A 19,067-nucleotide genomic window follows, 5' to 3' on the forward strand; every position below is an offset into this window, starting at 1 on the left:
CGTGCAGCGCCACCGGAAAGCCTCGGCAGGCTAGCCGACGCGCCTGGCCGAGCGACGAATCAGCAGGATCACCGGTAGTAGGCCGACCAGCACCAGCGTCAGCGCCGGCAGCGAGGCGCGCGCCCATTCGCCTTCGCTGGTCATCTCGAAAATGCGCACCGCCAGAGTGTCCCAGCCGAACGGACGCATCAGCAGAGTCGCCGGCATTTCCTTGAGCACGTCGACGAACACCAGCAGCGCCGCACTCAGCGTGCCCGGCAGCAAAAGCGGCAGATAGACGCGCAAGAACAGGGCCGGCCCGCCGACACCGAGACTGCGCGACGCCTGCGGCAGCGATGGACGAATTCGCGCCAGGGCGTTTTCCAGCGGGCCGAAGGCGACCGCCATGAAGCGGATCAGATAGGCCAGCAGCAAGGCACCGAGGCTGCCGAGCAGGATCGGCTTGCCGGCCCCGCCCAACCAGCTCGACAGCGGTATCACCATGTGCCGGTCCAGGTAACTGAACGCCAGCATGATCGACACTGCCAGCACCGAGCCGGGCAGCGCATAACCCAGGTTGGCCAGGCTGACCGCGCTGCGGATCGAGCGCACCGGCGCCTGACGCCGGGCGAACGCCAGCAGCAGCGCCACGCTGACGGTGATCAGCGCAGCCATGCCGCCGAGGTAGAGCGTGTGCAGGATCAGCCCGGCGTAGCGCTCGTCGAGGTCGAAGCGCCCGCGCTGCCAGAGCCAGGCCAGCAGTTGCAGCACCGGAATGACGAAGGCACAGAGAAACACCAGGCCGCACCAGGCGCTGGCGGCCAAGGCCTTCACGCCGGTCAGCCGATAAAGTGCAGCCGAGCGCGCGCGCTCGTTGGCCGGCCGCGCCGCGCCGCGCGCCCGGCGCTCGCCGTAGAGCACCAGCATCACCGCCAGCAGCAGCAGACTGGCCAGCTGCGTGGCGCTGGTCAGACTGAAGAAGCCGTACCAGGTCTTGTAGATGGCGGTGGTAAAGGTGTCGAAGTTGAATACCGCCACGGCACCGAAATCGGCCAGCGTTTCCATCATCGCCAGCGCCAGCCCGGCACCGATGGCCGGCCGTGCCATCGGCAGCGCCACGCGCCAGAAGGCCTGCCAGGGCGTCTGGCCGAGTACCCGCGCCGCCTCCATCAGCCCCTTGCCCTGAGCCAGAAAGGCCGAACGCGCCAGCAGATAGACGTAGGGGTAGAACACCAGCACCAGCACCGCGATGACGCCCCCGGTGGAACGCACCCGCGGAAAGCGGATACCGCTGCCGAACCACTCGCGGGCCAGGCTCTGCACCGGCCCGGAGAAATCCAGCAGGCCGATGAAGACGAACGCCAGCACGTAGGCGGGTATCGCGAACGGCAACATCAGCGCCCAGTCGAGCCAGCGTCGACCGGGAAACTCGCACAACGCCGTCAGCCAGGCGAGGCTGACCCCGAGCACCACCACGCCGATGCCCACGCCGAGCACCAGTGTCAGCGTGTTGCCCAGCAAACGCGGCATCTGCGTGTCCCACAGGTGCGCCCAGATCTCGCCATCGATGCTGCCCCAGCTGAACAGCAGAATGCTCAGCGGCAGCAACACCAGCGCCGCGACGGCGAATGAGATGGGATACCAGCGGCGCTCGACGGGATGGGACACTCAAGCCTCGACAGCAGGAAAAACGACGCCCCGGACAAGCCGGGGCGCGAAGTATAACCGCAGCGGCAGACCTGGCGGCTGAGCCGCGGTCACCGCAGCGATGGCGGCAGGCGGATCAGTTCCAGCCGGCGCGGTCCATCATCTTGATCGCCTCGGCCTGGCGCTTGCCGGCGACTTCAACCGGAATGGTGTCGGCCTTGAACTCGCCCCATGCCGCAACTTCGGCGGACGGTTTCACGTCCGGGTTGGCCGGGTATTCCATATTGATGTCCGCGAAAATGCTCTGAGCCTCGGCGCTGGTCATCCACTCCACCAGCTTGCGCGCAGCATCCGGATTCGGCGCGTGCTTGGTCAGACCGATGCCCGACAGGTTGACGTGCACGCCACGGTCCTGCTGGTTCGGCCAGAACAGCTTGGCCTTGAGCTGTGGGTTCTGCGCATGCAGACGACCGAAATAGTAGGTGTTGACGATGCCGACGTCGCACTGGCCGGCGTCGACCGCCATGACCACGGCGTTGTCGTCGGCGAATACGTCGGTGGCGAGGTTGTTCACCCAGCCCTTGAGGATCTGCTCGGTCTTCTCGGCGCCATGGGTTTCGATCATGGTGGCGGTCAGCGACTGGTTGTAGACCTTCTTGCTGGTGCGCAGGCACAGGCGGCCTTCCCAGTTCTTGTCGGCCAGCGCTTCGTAGGTGGTCAGCTCACCGTCCTTGACCCGCTCCGGCGAGTAGACGATGGTCCGTGCGCGCAGCGACAGGCCGGTCCAGGCATCGCTGGAGGAGCGGTACTGCGCGGGGATGTTGTCCTTCACCACCTGGGAGTTCAGCGGCTGCAGGATGCCCATTTCTTCGGCTTGCCAGAGGTTGCCGCCATCGACGGTCAGCAGCAGGTCCGCAGGAGTGTTCGCGCCTTCGGCCTTGATGCGGGCCATCAGCGGAGCTTCCTTGTCGGTGATGAACTTGATCGCTACACCGGTCTTCTTGGTGTAGGCGTCGAATACCGGTTTGATCAGCTCATCGATGCGCGAGGAGTAAACCACTACTTCATCGGCAGCCTGGACAGCGCCCGATAGCGCCGTCAGCGCCAGGGCGGCGAGAAAACCTTTGCTAGCCTGCATGGAACAGCCTCTTGGTGAGATGGAACAGAGGCCTGAATAGTAGTGAATGTTATTTACCTTCTCAATGCGACAAATCGTGCCGGTAACCTTTTGTAAATATCAGTCTGCTATCAAGGCCGCGCCAGCGCAGGCAGGTCGCCGCTCAAGCCCAGCGCCTGGCGGACGAACAGCGCTTTCGCCTCCGGCAGAGCCTGTACGGCCTTGAGGCCGGTGTTGCGCAACCAGCGCAGCGGCAGCGGATCGGCCTGGAACAGTCGCTCGAAGCCCTCCATCGCCGCCATCATCGCCAGGTTGTGCGGCATGCGGCGGCGTTCGAAGCGACTCAGCACCCGAATATCTTCCGGCCGCTCACCACGCGCCATGGCCGCCTCGATGACCTGCGCCAGTACCGCTGCGTCCAGAAGCCCGAGGTTGACTCCCTGCCCTGCCAGTGGATGGATGGTGTGCGCGGCATCGCCGATCAGCGCGAGCCCAGGCTGCACGTAGCGCTTGGCATGACGCTGGCGCAGTGGAATGCACAGCCGCGGATCGACCTCCTCCACCTCGCCCAGACGCTGCTCGAAGGCACGGCCCAGCGCCGCGCGGAACGCCACGTCATCCAGCGCCATCAGGCGCCTGGCTTCTAGCTCGGTAACCGACCAGACGATGGAGCACCAGTGCTGGTCGCCATCACGCTCCAGCGGCAGAAACGCCAGCGGGCCGTCGTCGGTGAAGCGTTGCCAGGCAGTCCGCTGATGCGGCTCGCTGCAGCGCACACTGGTGACGATGGCCTGATGCAGATAGTCCCATTCGCGCGTTTCACAGCCAGCCAGCCGGCGCACCGCCGAGTTGGCGCCATCGGCGGCGACCAGCAAGGGCGCGTTCAGCTGACGACCGTCGTCCAGCGTCAGTTGCCAGCCTTGTGGCATTCGCTCCAGCCGCTCGAACCGGGCGGCGCCGAGCAACCGCTGGCCGCCACGGCGCTGCATCGTCTCCAGCAGCGCGTCCTGCACCACCCGGTTCTCGACGATATGGCCGAGCACCTCGGCATGCACGGTCGCGGCGGAAAAATGGATCTGTCCGGTACCCGAGCCATCCCAGACGTGCATGTCGGTGTACGGGCTGACGCGCCGCGCCGACATCCCCGGCCAGGCGCCGAGGCGCTCGAAGATGCGCTGACTGGCTGCCGACAGGGCGCTGACTCGTGGCTCGAAGCCGCCTTGCGGGTCGAAATCGGCGGCCTCCAGCGGGCTCGCATCGAGCACCAGGATGTCCAGCCCGCTGCCTTCGAGTGCCAGGGCCAGCGTACTGCCGACCATTCCGGCACCGACGATGATCAGATCGGCTTGCATCAGTTGTCTCCTGCCTGCCGCGCACGCGGCTTGAGTCTTATGTAGAGGGTCTTCTGCACCCGCGCCACCAGCGTACCGTCGCCATCACGCACTTCGACGTGCATCCGCGGCAGGTACTTGCTGCCTTCGGCGGTGCGCATGCGAATCTCGTCGAGCAGTTGCTGGCTGATGCTGAAATCGGCGTAAACCGCGCCCCGTCCGGGGCTGACGAATTCGATGTTGGCCGCCTTGTCCCAGACGATGTAGTCCGGCCCGAGGTTCTCCAAGAGCATCAGCACAAAGAACGGATCGACCATGGAATACAGCGATCCGCCGAACTGCGTGCCCACGTAGTTGCGGTTGTACCAGCGCAGCACCATCTTGACCCGGACCAGGCGCAGGTCGGCGCTGATATGTCGCACCCGCACCCCGGCGCCGAGGTACGGCGGGTAGAAGTTCAAGGCCCAGCGCAGAAATCGCGCCTTGCGCGCCAGCCTGGACCCATCCATGCGGAAGCCCGCGGGTACGGCGCGGTCAGCCGGCACGTGTGCCGAGGCCCATGGCCTGGCGCGCGAACCAGCGTTTGGCCACGGGAGCCAGGTCCAGGCCGAGCAAGCCGAGGTTACGTCCGGTGGCGACGAGCCGTCCGGAATCGCCGAACAGGCGGGTAACCTGGTCGGAGAAACCCACGGTCAGGCGCTGATCGAAACGTTGCCGGCGGGCGTATTCCTGCAGCAGCGCCAGATCGCCCAGCGGCGCTTCGCTGCGCAGCAACGCGGCACTCAGCGCATCCACGTCCCGTAGCGAGAGGTTGTAACCCTGTCCGGCGATCGGATGCAGGCTGTGGGCGGCATTGCCCAGCACCACCAGCCCCGAGCGTACCTGTTCCTCGGCCTCGATCAGCGTCAGCGGGTACAGATGACGGGCGCCGACCTGCTGCAGCGCGCCCAGCCGATAGCCGAAGGCGTCCTGCAGTTCGGCAAGAAACACCGATTCGTGGGCCTGGGCCAGGCGCGTGGCATCGGCCGGCGAGCGGGTCCATACCAGGGCGCAGCGATGGTCCTGCAGCGGCAGCAGCGCCATCGGGCCGTCTTCGGTGAAGCGCTCGAAAGCCAGCCCGCCATGGGGCTTTCCCGGGGTGATGTTGGCGATCAGCGCGGTCTGTCCGTAAGGCCTGCGCGCAACCTGGATGCCGAGTTGCTCGCGCAGGCTGGAGCGGCCGCCGTCGGCCAGCACCGTCAGCGCGCACTCCAGCCGCTGGCCATCGGTGAAGCTCAAGCGATAACCGGCGGTGCCGGGCTCCAGCCGCTCGACTTCGGCCGGGCAATGGCGCACCACCACCTCGTCGTCCAGCGCCTGCCACAGGCAATGTCCGATCCAGGCGTTCTCTACCACATAGCCCAGCGCCTCGACCGCCTCGTTCCGCGCATCCAGCCGGGCGGCACCGAAGCGGCCGCGTTCGGAAACGTGGATGCGCAGAATCGGCTCGGCACGCTCGGCGATCCGTTCCCACAGGCCCAGACGCTGATAGATCAGCCGGGTGCCGTAGGACAGCGCCGTGGAGCGCGCATCGTAGCTCGGCTGGTACTCGTGCCCCGGCTCGAACGGCTCGATCAGGTGGATACGCCAGCCACGCTCACGGGCGCCCTCCTGCAAGGCCAGCGCAAGGCTCGCGCCGACCAGTCCGCCCCCGATGATCGCCAGGCTCTGCATCAGGCGGCCTGTTCTCGTGCGGCGGCCATCAGTGCCTCGATCTCGGCCACGCTCTTCGGCACGCCACCGGTGAGGATCTCGCAGCCGTTCTTGGTCACCACCACGTCGTCCTCAATGCGTACGCCGATGCCGCGCCATTTCTTGGCGACGTTCTGGTTGTCCGCGGCGATATAGATGCCAGGCTCCACGGTCATCGCCATGCCCGGCTCGAGCACGCGCCACTCGCCACCGATCTTGTAATCGCCGACGTCGTGCACGTCCATGCCCAGCCAGTGGCCGGCGCGATGCATATAGAAAGGTTTGTAGGCCTCGCTGGCGATCAGCTGGTCGACCTCACCCTGCAGCAGACCCAGCTCCACCAGGCCGGCGGTGATCACCCGCACCGTGGCCTCGTGCGCCTCGTTCCAGTGCTTGCCGGGTGCGATGTGCTTGAAGGCTTCTTCGTTGGCCTTGAGCACCAGCTCGTAGATGGCCTTCTGCTCGGGCGAGAACCTGCCGCTGACCGGGAAGGTGCGGGTGATATCGCTGGCGTAGCAGTCGATCTCGCAACCGGCGTCGATCAGCACCAGATCGCCATCCTTGAGCGGCGCATCGTTCTCCCGGTAATGCAGGATGCAGGCGTTCCTGCCGGCGGCGACGATGCTGCCGTAGGCCGGCATCTTCGCGCCACCCTTGCGGAACTCGTAGTCCAGTTCGGCTTCCAGGTGGTACTCGAACAGGCCGGCGCGGCTGGCCTGCATGGCCCGGATGTGCGCACGGGCGGAAATCTCCGCGGCGTGCTTCATCACTTTCACCTCGCTGCTCGACTTGTACAGACGCATGTCGTGCAGCAGGTGATCGAGGGCGACGAACTCGCTGGGCGGCTGCGCACCCTGGCGCGCCTTGGCGCGGATGGTCTTGATCCACTCCATCAGCCGGTGATCGAAGGCTTCGTTGGTGCCGATGGCGTAGTAGACCCGATCGCGGCCCTCGATCAGGCCGGGCAGGATGTCGTCGATATCGCCGATGGGAAAGGCATCGTCGGCACCGTATTCAGCGATGGCACCGTCCTGCCCGGCACGCAGGCCGTCCCAGAGCTCGCGCTCGGGATCGCGCTCGCGGCAGAACAGCACGTACTCGCCATGCTCGCGGCCCGGAATCAGGGCGATCACCGCTTCCGGCTCGGGGAAGCCGGAGAGGTACTGGAAGTCGCTGTCCTGGCGGTAGACATGCTCGACATCGCGGTTGCGGATGTACATCGGCGCCGCCGGCAGGATGGCGATGCTGTTGGGTTCCATCTGCTCCATCAGCGCCTTGCGCCGACGGGCGTATTCCGATCTGGGGATGCGAGTCATGGGCGCAACGGTGTCCTCAATGCAGGGAAGGTTTCGCGGCAGCGGGCAGCGGCTTGGCGCATTCGGTGAACAGCAGCAGCGGCGCTACGCGCAGATATTCCATCACTTCCATATAGTCGGTCTCGCCGTCCTCGGACTCTTCCAGCGAGTCCTGGATCTGCGCGATGGCCGAGAGATCCTGCAGCACTTCCATGGCTTCGCTGCTCAGGGCACGGTCGCCGGCGGTCAGGCCGAAGCCGGCGAGAAAGCCCTGGCACCACTGGCCGAGGGCCACGGCGCGTTCGGCCAGTGGCGCATCGTCGCTGGGCAGCAGCAACACGATGGCGATGTCGTCACCGGCGAGCTCGCCCTTGACCATTTCCTGCAGGCCGATAAGCGCCTGACGCACGTTGTCCTGCGGCGCTTCGCCGAGCAGGTCAGAGGCATCGAGCAACCAGGGCTCGACGTCGAAACCGGCACCGGCGCAACTGCGCCCGAGCAAAAGGCCGTGCAGCTCGGCCGGCGATACGCTTTGTGGACTGCCTGCCAAAAGCGTGGCGAAAGCAGCATAAGGGGAGTTCTGAATGGACATGGCGGCTAGGCGCACGGTGGCGCAATGACTAGAATGAAGGCTTCGTATCCTAGCACCGGCGGCCGCGGCAAGACCATCGAAGCCCCCGGGCATCTCCTCCGTCTTCAGCCGAGCCCCAACAGGAATCCCATGGAAGACGCCGATCTGAAAGCGCTGACCGCCAAGCTGGAGCAGCTGATTCAGCGCATCGAACAACTCAAGGCGCAGAACCACCTGCTGCTGGCCAACGAGCGGGCCTGGCGCGAAGAGCGCGCTCATCTGATCGAAAAGAACGAAATGGCCCGGTTGAAGGTCGAATCAATGATTTCGCGCCTGAAAGCCCTGGAGCAGGACTCATGACCCAGCCGAACACCGTTACCGTGCACATCATGGACAAGGAATACTGCATTGCCTGTCCGCCGGAAGAACGCAGCAACCTGGAAGGCGCGGCCCGCTACCTGGATCGCAAGATGCGCGAGATCCGCAGCAGCGGCAAAGTCATTGGCGCCGATCGCGTGGCCGTCATGGCTGCGCTGAACATCACCCATGAGCTGTTGCACAAGCATGACCGCCTGGATGCCGAAGCCAGCAGCGCACGCGAGCATGTACGCATGCTGCTGGAGCGCGTGGACAGCGCCCTGGCCACCGACCCCAACCCATCCGGCAACTGATTGGCGGTGTTGCCGACCGAGTGGCGCCCTGTGCAGTGGCAGGACTCGCGCGACGCTCGTTCCGCCTGTCGCCGGCCCGGCGCCAGGGTTCCCGATGAACCGGGACCAGAGGCCGGATTGTTGAGGTATACTGCGGCCAACTCCCTGGCATGTTCGCCAGTCGGCGATGACCCTCTCCCGATAAGCAACACCATGGAGGCTACACGTGGTGCCGGTGTGCATGTCCGCCTGACGGAAAGCCTTAAGGTACTCTGTAGTCGCCACCTTGAACTCTCGGGTTCAAGGGCCTACGCTGGCAGCGGCATGCTGGGGAGCCACTTCCGATGATCGTAGCCGAAGGCCTCTCGCGCCCGGCGCTGCGTCGCAAGCTGCGCCAGACCCGGCGCCAACTCTCTCCCGCCCAGCAACGCCACGCCGCCCGCCGCCTCTACCGGCAACTCAGCCATCACCCGCTCTTTCGTCGCGCCCGGCATATCGCCCTGTATCTGCCCAACGACGGCGAGATCGATCCACGCCTGCTGCTGCGCGCCGCGCAACGCCGGGGCAAGGCGACCTATCTGCCGGTACTCAACCCATGGCCGCGCACGCGCATGGTGTTCCAGCGCATCGAGCCCGGCGAGCGGCTGCGGCGCAACCGCTTCGGCATCTTCGAACCCGTGATTCGAACCGCTCGACAGCGTCGCGTCTGGGCGCTGGACCTGCTGTTGATGCCATTGGTGGGTTTCGATGGGAATGGCGGGCGGCTGGGCATGGGCGGCGGGTTCTATGATCGCAGCCTCGCGTACCGCGCCAGGCGCAAAAAAAGTCACAAACCGACGCTTCTGGGCCTGGCCCATGAATGCCAGCGAGTCGATCGACTGCCGCTGGAGAGCTGGGATGTACCCCTGCTGGGTACGGTGACGGACCGGGGCTGGTACGTCGAGCGCTGAAACGCCGCGTCCATGCGGCGCTCGGTCAGCGTTGCTGGGTCTGCTGCACCTGGATCACCGGGGCCATGCCCGCGGCGCCGTCGTTGCGCTCCCACAGGCTCTGCGTATAGCCGGTGGTGACTACGCCCAGGCCGAAGATGAAGACCAGAATCCAGAGAATATCGGGCTTGCGTTTCATGTGTGTTCGCCTCCCCCTACCAGGCGAAATGCTTGCGTCGAGTCGATGTGATTTATCGTTCTAGGACTCGATAGGCCACCTTACAGCCGCGGCATTTTCCGTGAAGCCTCGGCACTGCGCAAATCCGTATTGCAGCCGATTGTCGGAGATTTTGCCATCATGGTCTGATCGAACCGAACCAACGGAGAGCAAGGTTCATGCCTTACTGGTTAATGAAGTCCGAACCCGATGAGTTATCCATCCAGGACCTGAAAAAACTGGGCCACGGACGCTGGGATGGCGTACGCAACTATCAGGCGCGTAACTTCCTGCGCCAGATGCAGGAGGGGGATCATTTTTTCTTCTATCACTCCAGCTGCGCCGAGCCGGGTATCGCCGGAGTCGGCCGGGTCATCCGCAGCGCCTACCCCGACCCTACCGCCCTGGATCCCGAAAGCCCCTATCACGATGGCAAGGCCAGCAGCGAAGCCAACCCCTGGAGTGCCGTGGACGTCGAATTTGTCGAAGCCTTCTCGACTCCCCTCGCGCTGGCTCGGCTCAAAGCTAACCCGGCGCTGCGGGAACTGGCACTGGTGAAAAAAGGCAGCCGCCTCTCGGTCATGCCGGTAAGCGACACCGAGTGGCAAGCGATCCTGGCGATGCGCTGAGCTACTGGATGATCAGGTTATTGAACAGCAGATCGTCGACCAGAGGCTTGCCCTCTTCCTGCTCGAGCACTTCGCGCACCTGTTTCAATGCTTCCTGACGCAAGAGCTCCTTGGCCTCGACACTGCCCAGCGTCTCGTCGGTCTGCTCGGAGAACAGCATCACCAGCTGATGGCGGATCAGCGGCTCGTGGTGCTTGACCCGATCCTCCACCTCCTTGCTGGAAATACGCAGCGCCACGTCGGCCTTGAAGTACTTGAGTCGCTCGCCGGAGGCATAGTTGCCTACCATCGCCGGCGTCAGCGCGTAATAGAGGGTCTGTGGAGCAGCGGACTCATCGGCCGACTCATTGGCTTGAACGGCTCCGGCAACTGCCAGGCAGAAAAACATCGAAAGTAGGTATCTCACGCGCTGCGGCTCCAGAGAGGAAACCCTGCCAGCATAACCAGTCACAGCACAACGCCCAAGCCGTTGCACTACCGCCTGCCACTTATACGCCGCCATTACAGCGAGCGATGCTGATTGCCTCGCCACGTAGCGCTCCTAGACTGAAAGCCCTGAGCAGTCGAGCCATCCCATGTCGGGCGGCAAGCGTCCGACCAGTCGAACAAGGAAAAGCGATGAAAGCCGTCCTGTGCAAAAGCTTCGGCCCGCCCGAAAGCCTGGTTGTCGAAGATGCCCCCTCCCCTCAGATCAAACCGAGCGAGATCCTGCTCGACGTGCATGCTGCCGGGGTCAATTTCCCGGACACGTTGATGATCGAGGGCAAATACCAGTTCAAGCCGCCGTTTCCGTTTTCGCCCGGCGGCGAGGCGGCCGGCGTGGTCGCTGCGGTCGGCGAAAAGGTCAGTCACCTGAAGGTGGGCGACCGGGTCATGGCGCTGACCGGCTGGGGCAGCTTCGCCGAGCAGGTGGCGGTGGCCGGCAGCAATGCGCTGCCGATTCCGCCGAGCATGGACTTCGCCACCGCTGCTGCCTTCAGCATGACCTACGGCACCTCGATGCACGCGCTCAAGCAGCGCGCCAACCTGCAGCCCGGTGAAACCCTGCTGGTACTGGGCGCCTCCGGTGGTGTCGGCCTGGCTGCCGTGGAGATCGGCAAGGCCATGGGCGCCCGGGTGATTGCCGCGGCCTCCAGCGCCGAGAAGCTGGAGGTGGCGAAGAATGCCGGCGCCGACGAGCTGATCAACTACAGCGAAGTGAGCCTGAAGGAGCGCCTGAAGGAACTTACCGGCGGCCAGGGCGTGGATGTGATCTACGACCCGGTGGGCGGCAAGCTGTTCGAGGAGGCCTTCCGCAGCATCGCCTGGAACGGTCGCATGCTGGTGGTCGGCTTTGCCGCCGGCGGCGATATCCCGGCACTACCGGCCAACCTGCCGCTGCTCAAGGGTGCGGCACTGATAGGCGTGTTCTGGGGCGCCTTCGCCCAACGCCAGCCGCAGGACAACGCTGCGAATTTCCGCCAGCTGTTCGCCTGGCACGCCGAAGGCAAGCTCAAGCCGCTGGTGTCGCAACGCTTCACGCTGGAGGAAGCCGGCCAGGCCATCGCCACGCTGGGTCAGCGCAAGGCTGTGGGCAAGCTGGTGGTGCAGGTGCGCTAAGAACGCACCTAGGGGACTGCAGGAAGCGTCAGACGCTTCCTGCACGATCCGATCGGATCAATGGGCGGTGGCGGGTGCCTCGCCGGCGCTCTGCATGCGCGCCATTTCCTGGGCGTAGAGCGCATCGAAATTCACCGGAGCCAGCATCAGCGCCGGGAAGGAGCCGCGGGTCACCAGGCTGTCCAGCGCTTCGCGGGCATACGGGAAGAGGATGTTCGGGCAGAACGCACCAAGCGTGTGGCTCATCGCAGCCGCTTCCAGGCCCTTGATCAGGAAAATCCCGGCCTGCTGCACCTCGGCGATGAAGGCCACTTCCTCACCGGTCTTGACGGTGACCGAGAGGGTCAGCACCACTTCGTAGAAGTCGCTTTCCAACTGCTTCTGCTTGGTGTTCAGGTCCAGCGCGACACTCGGATTCCATTCCTGACGGAAAATTTCCGGGCTCTTCGGCGCTTCGAAGGACAGGTCGCGGACGTAGATGCGCTGCAGGGAGAACTGCGCACCCTGTTCGTTCTGCGACGCTGCGCCGCCGTTGTTAGCTTGTTCGGTCATTTCTGCAACCTTCTATCCAGTTGTGCGTGTCGTTTGAATTGTTCGCGGACCCGCGGTGCCGGCCTCAGGCCTGCAGCAACGGGTCGAGGCGTCCGGCGCGCTCCAGAGCGTGCAGCTCATCGCAGCCGCCGACGTGCTTGTCGCCGATCCATATCTGCGGCACCGAGGTGCGTCCGGCCTTGCTGGCCATCTCGGCGCGCAGGGTCGGGTTGCCATCCACGGGAATTTCCTCGTAGGCGACACCCTTGCGATCGAGCAGCGCCTTGGCGCGGATGCAGAACGGGCACCAGGCGGTGGTATAGATGACGATGTTGGGCATGATTACTTGACCACTGGCAGATTGTCGCCGCGCCAGCTGGAAATCCCTCCCGACAACTTGGCGGCGGTGAAGCCTGCCTTCTGCAGCTCACGGCAGGCCGTTCCGGCGTGCTGCCCCATGGCGTCGACCACGATGATGGTCTTGGCCTTGTGCTTTTCCAGCTCGCCTGTGCGGCTGACCAGTTTCTCGTAGGGAATGTTCAATGCATCGACGATATGGCCGGCGTCGAACTCCTTCTTGGCGCGCACGTCCAACACCACGCCCTCGCCACTGTTGACCAGTGCCGTCAGTTCGCGATTGCTCAGGCTCTTGCCACCCTTGCGTGTCTCGGTGATGAACAGAAGGATCAACAGCGCCACGAACAGGCTGCTGAGTACATAGTGGTTAGAGACAAATTCAATCAGGTTAGCGAGCATCAACGGGTACCCGGACGATAAAATGCGGGCCAGTATACACAGCCCCTCCGAGTGGCTGAACCCTGATGATTCGTGACCTCGCCACGGCCAGCCAGTAGACTGGCCGCCCTTTTCCGCCCCCGTGCAAGGAGCCCGAAAGCATGCCCGTCGCCCCTACCGCCGCGCCCAAACCTCTGGTACTGATCATTCTCGATGGCTTCGGGCACAGCGACAGCCCGGATTTCAATGCCATCTATGCCGCGCGCAAGCCGGTCTACGATCGTCTGCTGGCGACTCAGCCACACGGACTGATCTCCGGCAGCGGCATGGATGTCGGTCTGCCGGACGGGCAGATGGGCAACTCCGAGGTCGGCCACATGAACCTGGGCGCCGGGCGCGTGGTGTATCAGGACTTCACCCGGGTGACAAAGGCGATCCGCGACGGCGAATTCTTCGCCAACCCGACCATCTGCGCTGCGGTCGACAAGGCCGTAGGTGCCGGCAAGGCGGTGCACATCCTCGGCCTGCTTTCCGACGGTGGCGTGCACAGCCACCAGGATCATCTGGTCGCCATGGCCGAGCTGGCGGCCCAGCGCGGCGCCGAGAAGATCTACCTGCACGCCTTCCTCGACGGCCGCGACACCCCGCCGAAGAGCGCGCAAAGCTCCATCGAACTGCTCCAGGCCACCTTCACCCGCCTGGGCAAGGGCCGTATCGCCAGCCTGATCGGCCGCTACTTCGCCATGGACCGCGACAACCGCTGGGACCGCGTGCAGCAGGCCTACGAGCTGATCGTCGACGGCAAGGCCGAGTACCGCTCCGACTACGCGGTGGACGGCCTGATCGCCGCCTACGAGCGCGGCGAGAGCGACGAGTTCGTCAAGGCCACCGGCATCGGCGAGCCGGTACGTGTCGAAGACGGTGACGCCGTGGTGTTCATGAACTTCCGCGCCGACCGCGCCCGCGAGCTGACCCGCTGCTTTGTCGAACCCGGTTTCAAGGAATTCGAGCGTGCCCGAGTGCCGCAACTGGCCGAGTTCGTCATGCTCACCCAGTACGCCGCGAGCATTCCCGCACCCGCCGCTTTCGCCCCGGAAGCGCTGACCAACGTGCTCGGCGAGTATCTGGCCAACAACGGCAAGACCCAGCTGCGCATCGCCGAAACCGAGAAGTACGCCCACGTCACCTTCTTCTTCTCCGGCGGCCGCGAGGAACCCTTCCCCGGCGAGGAGCGCATCCTGGTTCCTTCGCCGCAGGTTGCCACCTATGACCTCAAGCCGGAAATGAGCGCGCCGGAGGTCACCGACCGCATCGTCGAGGCCATCGAGAACCAGCGCTACGACGTCATCGTCGTCAACTACGCCAACGGCGACATGGTCGGCCATACCGGCGTGTTCGAAGCGGCGGTCAAGGCGGTGGAGTGCCTGGACAGCTGCGTCGGTCGCATCGTCGAGGCGCTGGACAAGGTCGGCGGCGAAGCCCTGCTGACCGCCGACCACGGCAACGTCGAGCAGATGGAAGACGCCATGACCGGGCAGGCGCATACCGCGCATACCTGCGAGCCGGTGCCCTTCATCTATATCGGCAAGCGCAACGTCTCGATCCGCGAAGGCGGCGTACTGGCCGACGTCGCGCCGACCATGCTGACCCTGCTGGGCATGCCGGTTCCGCAGGAAATGACCGGCCGCTCCATCGTCGAACTCAACTGACGGGTGCCGGCGGGAAGCCGGGGGCGCACGCCTTCGCTTCCCGCGACGGGCCTCAAGCTTCCCGTCCGCTTTTTAGGCATACTACGCCGGTCATAACCCTCGGTTGACAGCCCTCCATGCCTCGTACACTCCTCGCTCTCGCCTTTCTCTGCCTGCTCGGCCCGGCCGTGGCGGACGAGCGCGCCACCGCGCGCCAGCAGATCGAAGCCGCCCGCCAGGACATCGCGGAACTGCAGAAGCTGCTCAAGCAGATCGAGCAGGAGAAATCCGGCGTCCAGAAACAGCTGCAGACCACCGAAAGCGAGATGGGCCAGCTGGAAAAGCAGGTCGACACCCTGCAGCAGGAAATCGACCGCAGCGAGGCCGAGCTGGAGCGCCTGAACGAGGAGAAGACCACCCTCGAAGGTGCTCGCCTGGAACAGCAGCGCCTGATCGGCCTGCAGGCCCGCGCCGCCTATCAGAACGGTCGCCAGGAATACCTCAAGCTGCTGCTCAATCAGCAGAACCCGGAAAAATTCAGTCGCACCCTCACCTATTACGACTATCTCAACAAGGCCCGCCTCGAGCAGCTCGACAGCTTCAACGAGACACTGCGCCAGCTGGCCAACGTCGAGGCCGACATCGAAGCGCAGCAGAACCTGCTCGCCGAGAAGAAGGACGGCCTGCTGGAGCGCCGCGATCAGCTGGCCGAAGTGCGCAAGGAGCGCCAGCAGGCACTGGCCAAGCTGAACAGCGACCTGTCCAGCCGAGAGCAGCGGCTGCAGGCTCGCCGCCAGGAACAGGCGCAGTTCGAGCGGGTGCTCAAGACCATCGAAGAGACGCTGGCCCGTCAGGCACGCGAGGCCGAGGAGGCTCGTCAGCGCGAACTGCTTGCCGAACGCCAGCGTCAGCAGCAGCAACAACAAGCCAGGCCCAGCGGCAGCTCCGCGCCGAGTGGCCCGCTGGTATCCAGCGCCGGTGGCAGCTTTGGCGGGCCGTTCGCCCAGGCCAAAGGTAAACTGCCCTGGCCGGTGGACGGACGTCTCGTCGCCCGCTACGGCACTCCACGCGGCGGCGATGCTCGAACCAAGTGGGACGGCGTACTGATCGGCGCCAATGCCGGCACCCAGGTCCGTGCCGTGCATGGCGGCCGGGTGGTGTTCGCCGACTGGTTGCGCGGTGCCGGCCTGCTGGTGATCCTCGATCACGGCAACGGTTACCTGAGCCTTTACGGACACAACCAGAGCCTGCTGCGGGACGCCGGCGACATCGTCAAGGCCGGTGACCCGATTGCCACGGTAGGCACCAGCGGCGGCCAGGAAACCGCCGCACTGTATTTCGCCATTCGTCAGCACGGTCGCCCCAGCGACCCTGCCCAATGGTGCCGCGCGCAAGGCTGACCGATGGCGGCATCCGGCCCCGCCGAGCCACCCGGTCCACCTGGCGTGCCCTCTCATTACTGGAGTTCGACATGTTGCACCTGCGCCGTTTCGCCCGCCCTTCCACGCTCGCCCTGGCCATCCTGCTAGGCATGCAAGGCGGTGCCTGGGCCCAGCAGCCTCCGGCGGAAGCGGCTGCAGTACCAAGTTCCAAGGCGCCGCTGCCGCTGGACGAGCTGCGCACCTTCGCCGAGGTCCTGGACCGCATCAAGGCGGCCTATGTCGAGCCGGTGGATGACAAGACCCTGCTGGAAAACGCCATCAAGGGCATGCTCAGCAACCTCGATCCGCACTCGGCCTATCTCGAGCCAGAAGCCTTTGCCGAGCTGCAGGAAAGCACCAGCGGCGAATTCGGCGGGCTGGGCATCGAGGTCGGCATGGAGGACGGCTTCATCAAGGTGGTGTCGCCGATCGACGATACGCCGGCATCCAAGGCCGGCATCGAAGCCGGCGACCTGATCGTCAAGATCGACGGGCAGCCGACCAAGGGTCTGTCGATGATGGACGCCATCGCCAAGATGCGCGGCAAACCCGGCAGCACCATCAGCCTGACGCTGGTACGCGAAGGCGGCCAGCCGTTCGACGTCAAGCTGACCCGTGCGGTGATCAAGGTCCGCAGCGTCAAGAGCCAGCTGCTGGAGCCCGGTTACGGGTACCTGCGTGTCACCCAGTTCCAGGTCAACTCCGGCGAGGAGGTTGGCAAGGCGCTGGCCAAGCTGAAGAAGGACAATGGCGGCAAGAAGCTCAACGGCCTGGTGCTGGACCTGCGCAACAACCCCGGCGGCGTGCTGCAGGCCGCGGTGGAGATTTCCGATCACTTCCTCACCAAGGGCCTGATCGTCTACACCAAGGGCCGCATCGCCAATTCCGAGCTGCGCTTCAACGCCGATACGGCCGATGCCAGCGAAGGGGTGCCGCTGGTCGTGCTGATCAATGGCGGTAGCGCCTCGGCCTCGGAGATCGTGGCCGGCGCCCTGCAGGATCACAAGCGGGCGGTGGTCATGGGCACCGACAGCTTTGGCAAGGGCTCGGTGCAGACCGTGCTGCCGCTGAACAACGATCGCGCGCTCAAGCTCACCACGGCGCTCTACTACACGCCCAAGGGCCGCTCGATCCAGGCCCAGGGCATCGAGCCGGATATCGTCGTCGAACGTGCCAAGCTGACCCGCGAACAGGCTGCCGAAGGCTTCCGCGAAGCGGATCTGGCCGGGCATCTGGGCAATGGCAACGGCGGCCCGGATCGGCCAACCAGCACGCAGATCGCCAGCGACTCGGATCGGCCGCAGGACGATGACTACCAGCTCGGTCAGGCGCTGAACCTGCTCAAGGGATTGAACCTCACCCGCGGCCAATGAGCATGCCGCGCTGGACGGCCGGCCTGGCGCTGCTCCTGGCGCTGGCCGGGCAGCCAGGCTTTGCAGACGAAGCCGATGCAGACCGGCGCGTCGCCGCGCGGCCCAGTCTGACCCTGATCATCGACGACCTCGGCCAGAACCCCGCACGCGACCGCCGCGTGCTGCAGCTGCCCGGGCCGGTCGCATTGGCCATCCTGCCCGGTACGCGCCACGCCGCGGAATTGGCCGAACAGGCCCATCGCGCCGGCAAGACGGTAATGCTGCACATGCCGATGGCGCCCGCCGGTGGCCGCTTCGCCTGGCATCCGCAACTACCCCACGACGAGCTGGCACGCCGCCTTGACGCTGCGCTGGCCGCCGTGCCCCACGTGCGCGGGTTGAACAATCACATGGGCAGCGCCATGACCGAGCAGCCGCAAGCCATGACCTGGTTGATGGGCGAGCTGCAGCGTCGTCATCTGTTCTTCCTCGACAGCCGCACCAGCCCTCGCACCGTGGCCGCTGCCAGCGCGCAGCGCACCGCGCTGGCGAGCCTGTCGCGGGATATCTTTCTCGATGACGACCCATCCCCCGCTGCGGTGGCAGAGCGGTTCCAGGCCGCGATCGCGCTTGCGCGCAAGCAGGGTTCGGTGGTGATCATCGGCCACCCCCACGAGAGCACGCTGGCGCTCCTGGAGCGGGAACTGCCGCGCCTGACTGCGCAGGGCATCGAGTGGGTGGACGTTGGCCAGATGATCGCCACGCGCGGCAATCGCGCCATGGCCGCCCACGGTCGCGGCGGTATCTACCGCTGAAAATCAGAGGTAGCGACGCAGCATGCCGTCCACCGTGCCATCGGCACGCATCGCATCGAGCGCCCGCTGCAAGCGCTCGACCACCTCGTCCGGCGTCGCCCGATTGAGCGCAAGGAACAATCGCGCCTCATTGAAACGCAGCACCGGCTTCAGCCCGGTCACACCTTCCTGCTTGGCCAGATAGGGGCCGACCGGATCGGCAGTGGCCCAGACATCGATCTGGCCCTTGAGCAGCTTGCCGATGTTCTCCTGGTCGCGCAGCGAATTGATCGGCGCCAGCCCCAGGCGCTCCAGATGCTGGCTCACCGCGTCGTTCTTGTATGCACCGATGCGCAGGCTGCGTGCCTGTTCCAACCCGGTCAGCTGCAGAGAGCTGTCCGCTGGCGCCAGCAGCACCCAGCTGATGCTCGCCAGGGGCCCGACCCACTTGAACTGCGGCTCGCGCTCGGCAGTGAAGGTGGTGGAAAACAGCCCCTGATCGGGCTGTTCGAGCACCTGCTTGTAGATGCGATCCCAGGGAAAGCGCAGGCTGAGCTCGTAGCGGATGTTCGCCCGGCGGAACATCTCGCGAACGATGTCGGCGTTGATGCCATGGATCTTTGCATCGGCCGCGTAGTTCTTGTTGTCCTCGGCCATGTTGAAAGGTGGAAAGTTCTCGGTCAGCAGCACGACGCGATAGTCGTCGGGCAGCTCGGCATGGGCATGACTGCAGAGCAGCAGCACGATGGCGGCTAGGATTCGTTTAAGCATGGCTCGCTCCCTGGTTCTGATTCCCGATCCGCCCCTCCGCGGATCATGGCCGAAGCGGTCGAAAGCAAGATGCGAACCAG

General features: G+C 65.1%; 22 protein-coding genes and 1 other RNA gene. 10 read left to right on the top strand and 13 right to left on the bottom strand.

Features of this window, described 5'->3' with window-relative positions; genetic code table 11:
• Window positions 1-30 precede the first annotated feature (30 nt).
• The 7 genes from VF716_RS08230 to VF716_RS08260 all read right to left on the bottom strand — a co-directional run bounded on the left by VF716_RS08230 (window position 31) and on the right by VF716_RS08260 (window position 7,692).
• Window positions 31-1,647, bottom strand: a complete 1,617-nt coding sequence (locus VF716_RS08230) for an ABC transporter permease (RefSeq protein WP_011915068.1) — start codon at window positions 1,645-1,647, stop codon at window positions 31-33.
• A 115-nt stretch (window positions 1,648-1,762) separates the two neighbouring features.
• On the bottom strand, window positions 1,763-2,764 hold the full coding sequence (locus VF716_RS08235; protein ID WP_011915069.1) for an extracellular solute-binding protein: 1,002 nt from the start codon (window positions 2,762-2,764) through the stop codon (window positions 1,763-1,765).
• 110 nt (window positions 2,765-2,874) lie between these two features.
• The gene (locus tag VF716_RS08240; RefSeq protein ID WP_440552458.1) at window positions 2,875-4,095 is read right to left on the bottom strand and encodes a 2-octaprenyl-3-methyl-6-methoxy-1,4-benzoquinol hydroxylase; all 1,221 of its coding nucleotides are present in this window, start codon (window positions 4,093-4,095) and stop codon (window positions 2,875-2,877) included.
• Entirely contained in the window at window positions 4,095-4,583 is a 489-nt protein-coding gene (locus VF716_RS08245) for a DUF4442 domain-containing protein (protein WP_020308788.1), read from the bottom strand. Before VF716_RS08245 ends, VF716_RS08240 begins: the two co-directional genes overlap by 1 nt.
• 25 nt (window positions 4,584-4,608) lie before the next feature.
• Window positions 4,609-5,787 (bottom strand): 2-octaprenyl-6-methoxyphenyl hydroxylase, encoded by a 1,179-nt coding sequence (gene ubiH / locus VF716_RS08250; protein ID WP_011915072.1) that lies wholly within the window; start codon window positions 5,785-5,787, stop codon window positions 4,609-4,611.
• A complete protein-coding gene (pepP, locus tag VF716_RS08255; protein WP_013984415.1) occupies window positions 5,787-7,121 on the bottom strand; it encodes a Xaa-Pro aminopeptidase in 1,335 nt (444 codons plus the stop codon). Before pepP ends, ubiH begins: the two co-directional genes overlap by 1 nt.
• A 16-nt stretch (window positions 7,122-7,137) precedes the next feature.
• Complete coding sequence (locus VF716_RS08260; protein WP_017244161.1) at window positions 7,138-7,692, bottom strand: YecA/YgfB family protein; 555 nt, start codon at window positions 7,690-7,692, stop codon at window positions 7,138-7,140.
• A gap of 129 nt (window positions 7,693-7,821) precedes the next feature.
• Between VF716_RS08260 and VF716_RS08265 the strand changes: the two genes are divergently transcribed.
• The 4 genes from VF716_RS08265 to VF716_RS08280 all read left to right on the top strand — a co-directional run bounded on the left by VF716_RS08265 (window position 7,822) and on the right by VF716_RS08280 (window position 9,271).
• Entirely contained in the window at window positions 7,822-8,031 is a 210-nt protein-coding gene (locus tag VF716_RS08265; protein WP_011915075.1) for a TIGR02449 family protein, read from the top strand.
• The gene (locus VF716_RS08270; protein WP_013984417.1) at window positions 8,028-8,342 is read left to right on the top strand and encodes a cell division protein ZapA; all 315 of its coding nucleotides are present in this window, start codon (window positions 8,028-8,030) and stop codon (window positions 8,340-8,342) included. The genes VF716_RS08265 and VF716_RS08270 overlap by 4 nt, the downstream gene beginning before the upstream one ends.
• Before the next feature lie 138 nt (window positions 8,343-8,480).
• Window positions 8,481-8,659, top strand: a non-coding RNA gene (gene ssrS / locus VF716_RS08275) — 6S RNA.
• Between the two features lie 6 nt (window positions 8,660-8,665).
• A complete protein-coding gene (locus VF716_RS08280) occupies window positions 8,666-9,271 on the top strand; it encodes a 5-formyltetrahydrofolate cyclo-ligase (protein WP_011915076.1) in 606 nt (201 codons plus the stop codon).
• 25 nt (window positions 9,272-9,296) lie between these two features.
• On the opposite strand, the gene VF716_RS08285 is transcribed toward VF716_RS08280, so the two are convergent.
• A complete protein-coding gene (locus VF716_RS08285) occupies window positions 9,297-9,449 on the bottom strand; it encodes a hypothetical protein (protein WP_011915077.1) in 153 nt (50 codons plus the stop codon).
• A gap of 197 nt (window positions 9,450-9,646) precedes the next feature.
• Here VF716_RS08285 and VF716_RS08290 point away from each other — a divergent pair, with 197 nt between their 5' ends.
• Window positions 9,647-10,096, top strand: a complete 450-nt coding sequence (locus tag VF716_RS08290; protein ID WP_440552462.1) for an EVE domain-containing protein — start codon at window positions 9,647-9,649, stop codon at window positions 10,094-10,096.
• 1 nt (window position 10,097) lies between these two features.
• Here VF716_RS08290 and VF716_RS08295 read toward each other — a convergent pair whose 3' ends face one another.
• Window positions 10,098-10,484, bottom strand: coding sequence for a flagellar basal body-associated protein FliL (locus VF716_RS08295; protein ID WP_014598073.1), 387 nt, complete (start codon window positions 10,482-10,484; stop codon window positions 10,098-10,100).
• Window positions 10,485-10,714: 230 nt separating this feature from the next.
• On the opposite strand from VF716_RS08295, the gene VF716_RS08300 reads away from it, so the two are divergent.
• Window positions 10,715-11,695: an NADPH:quinone oxidoreductase family protein gene (locus tag VF716_RS08300; RefSeq protein WP_048330216.1), complete on the top strand. Its 981-nt coding sequence runs from the start codon at window positions 10,715-10,717 to the stop codon at window positions 11,693-11,695.
• Between the two features lie 57 nt (window positions 11,696-11,752).
• Here the strand turns inward: VF716_RS08300 and secB are convergent, their stop codons facing one another.
• From secB to VF716_RS08315, 3 genes are all read right to left on the bottom strand, one after another.
• Window positions 11,753-12,247 (bottom strand): protein-export chaperone SecB, encoded by a 495-nt coding sequence (gene secB / locus VF716_RS08305; RefSeq protein WP_011915080.1) that lies wholly within the window; start codon window positions 12,245-12,247, stop codon window positions 11,753-11,755.
• 64 nt (window positions 12,248-12,311) lie between these two features.
• Entirely contained in the window at window positions 12,312-12,566 is a 255-nt protein-coding gene (gene grxC, locus VF716_RS08310; protein ID WP_045632414.1) for a glutaredoxin 3, read from the bottom strand.
• 2 nt (window positions 12,567-12,568) lie between these two features.
• On the bottom strand, window positions 12,569-12,982 hold the full coding sequence (locus VF716_RS08315; RefSeq protein WP_011915082.1) for a rhodanese-like domain-containing protein: 414 nt from the start codon (window positions 12,980-12,982) through the stop codon (window positions 12,569-12,571).
• A gap of 140 nt (window positions 12,983-13,122) precedes the next feature.
• Between VF716_RS08315 and gpmI the strand changes: the two genes are divergently transcribed.
• The 4 genes from gpmI (at window position 13,123) to VF716_RS08335 (ending at window position 18,237) form a co-directional block, all read left to right on the top strand.
• The gene (gene gpmI / locus VF716_RS08320) at window positions 13,123-14,670 is read left to right on the top strand and encodes a 2,3-bisphosphoglycerate-independent phosphoglycerate mutase (RefSeq protein ID WP_440552477.1); all 1,548 of its coding nucleotides are present in this window, start codon (window positions 13,123-13,125) and stop codon (window positions 14,668-14,670) included.
• A gap of 116 nt (window positions 14,671-14,786) precedes the next feature.
• Complete coding sequence (locus VF716_RS08325) at window positions 14,787-16,049, top strand: murein hydrolase activator EnvC family protein (RefSeq protein WP_440552479.1); 1,263 nt, start codon at window positions 14,787-14,789, stop codon at window positions 16,047-16,049.
• Between the two features lie 71 nt (window positions 16,050-16,120).
• Window positions 16,121-17,443, top strand: a complete 1,323-nt coding sequence (locus VF716_RS08330) for a S41 family peptidase (RefSeq protein ID WP_011915085.1) — start codon at window positions 16,121-16,123, stop codon at window positions 17,441-17,443.
• The gene (locus tag VF716_RS08335) at window positions 17,440-18,237 is read left to right on the top strand and encodes a divergent polysaccharide deacetylase family protein (protein ID WP_041755843.1); all 798 of its coding nucleotides are present in this window, start codon (window positions 17,440-17,442) and stop codon (window positions 18,235-18,237) included. Before VF716_RS08330 ends, VF716_RS08335 begins: the two co-directional genes overlap by 4 nt.
• A gap of 3 nt (window positions 18,238-18,240) precedes the next feature.
• Here VF716_RS08335 and VF716_RS08340 read toward each other — a convergent pair whose 3' ends face one another.
• Window positions 18,241-18,987, bottom strand: a complete 747-nt coding sequence (locus VF716_RS08340) for a substrate-binding periplasmic protein (RefSeq protein WP_017244169.1) — start codon at window positions 18,985-18,987, stop codon at window positions 18,241-18,243.
• Between the last annotated feature and the right edge of the window lie 80 nt (window positions 18,988-19,067).

Origin of the sequence: Stutzerimonas sp. Brlt_14 (genome assembly GCF_051948915.1) — a bacterium.
Classification (GTDB): domain Bacteria; phylum Pseudomonadota; class Gammaproteobacteria; order Pseudomonadales; family Pseudomonadaceae; genus Stutzerimonas; species Stutzerimonas stutzeri.

Excerpts from the sequence above, each read along its gene's own strand:
- VF716_RS08270 (WP_013984417.1), top strand. The coding sequence starts at position 8,028 with ATGACCCAGCCGAACACCGTTACCGTGCACATCATGGACAAGGAATAC.
- grxC (WP_045632414.1), bottom strand. The coding sequence starts at position 12,566 with ATGCCCAACATCGTCATCTATACCACCGCCTGGTGCCCGTTCTGCATC.
- VF716_RS08235 (WP_011915069.1), bottom strand. The coding sequence starts at position 2,764 with ATGCAGGCTAGCAAAGGTTTTCTCGCCGCCCTGGCGCTGACGGCGCTA.
- VF716_RS08325 (WP_440552479.1), top strand. The coding sequence starts at position 14,787 with ATGCCTCGTACACTCCTCGCTCTCGCCTTTCTCTGCCTGCTCGGCCCG.
- VF716_RS08245 (WP_020308788.1), bottom strand. The coding sequence starts at position 4,583 with ATGGATGGGTCCAGGCTGGCGCGCAAGGCGCGATTTCTGCGCTGGGCC.
- VF716_RS08295 (WP_014598073.1), bottom strand. The coding sequence starts at position 10,484 with ATGTTTTTCTGCCTGGCAGTTGCCGGAGCCGTTCAAGCCAATGAGTCG.
- VF716_RS08240 (WP_440552458.1), bottom strand. The coding sequence starts at position 4,095 with ATGCAAGCCGATCTGATCATCGTCGGTGCCGGAATGGTCGGCAGTACG.
- VF716_RS08290 (WP_440552462.1), top strand. The coding sequence starts at position 9,647 with ATGCCTTACTGGTTAATGAAGTCCGAACCCGATGAGTTATCCATCCAG.
- VF716_RS08265 (WP_011915075.1), top strand. The coding sequence starts at position 7,822 with ATGGAAGACGCCGATCTGAAAGCGCTGACCGCCAAGCTGGAGCAGCTG.
- VF716_RS08300 (WP_048330216.1), top strand. The coding sequence starts at position 10,715 with ATGAAAGCCGTCCTGTGCAAAAGCTTCGGCCCGCCCGAAAGCCTGGTT.
- VF716_RS08315 (WP_011915082.1), bottom strand. The coding sequence starts at position 12,982 with ATGCTCGCTAACCTGATTGAATTTGTCTCTAACCACTATGTACTCAGC.
- VF716_RS08280 (WP_011915076.1), top strand. The coding sequence starts at position 8,666 with ATGATCGTAGCCGAAGGCCTCTCGCGCCCGGCGCTGCGTCGCAAGCTG.
- VF716_RS08260 (WP_017244161.1), bottom strand. The coding sequence starts at position 7,692 with ATGTCCATTCAGAACTCCCCTTATGCTGCTTTCGCCACGCTTTTGGCA.
- VF716_RS08340 (WP_017244169.1), bottom strand. The coding sequence starts at position 18,987 with ATGCTTAAACGAATCCTAGCCGCCATCGTGCTGCTGCTCTGCAGTCAT.
- VF716_RS08285 (WP_011915077.1), bottom strand. The coding sequence starts at position 9,449 with ATGAAACGCAAGCCCGATATTCTCTGGATTCTGGTCTTCATCTTCGGC.
- VF716_RS08330 (WP_011915085.1), top strand. The coding sequence starts at position 16,121 with ATGTTGCACCTGCGCCGTTTCGCCCGCCCTTCCACGCTCGCCCTGGCC.
- VF716_RS08335 (WP_041755843.1), top strand. The coding sequence starts at position 17,440 with ATGAGCATGCCGCGCTGGACGGCCGGCCTGGCGCTGCTCCTGGCGCTG.
- ubiH (WP_011915072.1), bottom strand. The coding sequence starts at position 5,787 with ATGCAGAGCCTGGCGATCATCGGGGGCGGACTGGTCGGCGCGAGCCTT.
- pepP (WP_013984415.1), bottom strand. The coding sequence starts at position 7,121 with ATGACTCGCATCCCCAGATCGGAATACGCCCGTCGGCGCAAGGCGCTG.
- secB (WP_011915080.1), bottom strand. The coding sequence starts at position 12,247 with ATGACCGAACAAGCTAACAACGGCGGCGCAGCGTCGCAGAACGAACAG.
- gpmI (WP_440552477.1), top strand. The coding sequence starts at position 13,123 with ATGCCCGTCGCCCCTACCGCCGCGCCCAAACCTCTGGTACTGATCATT.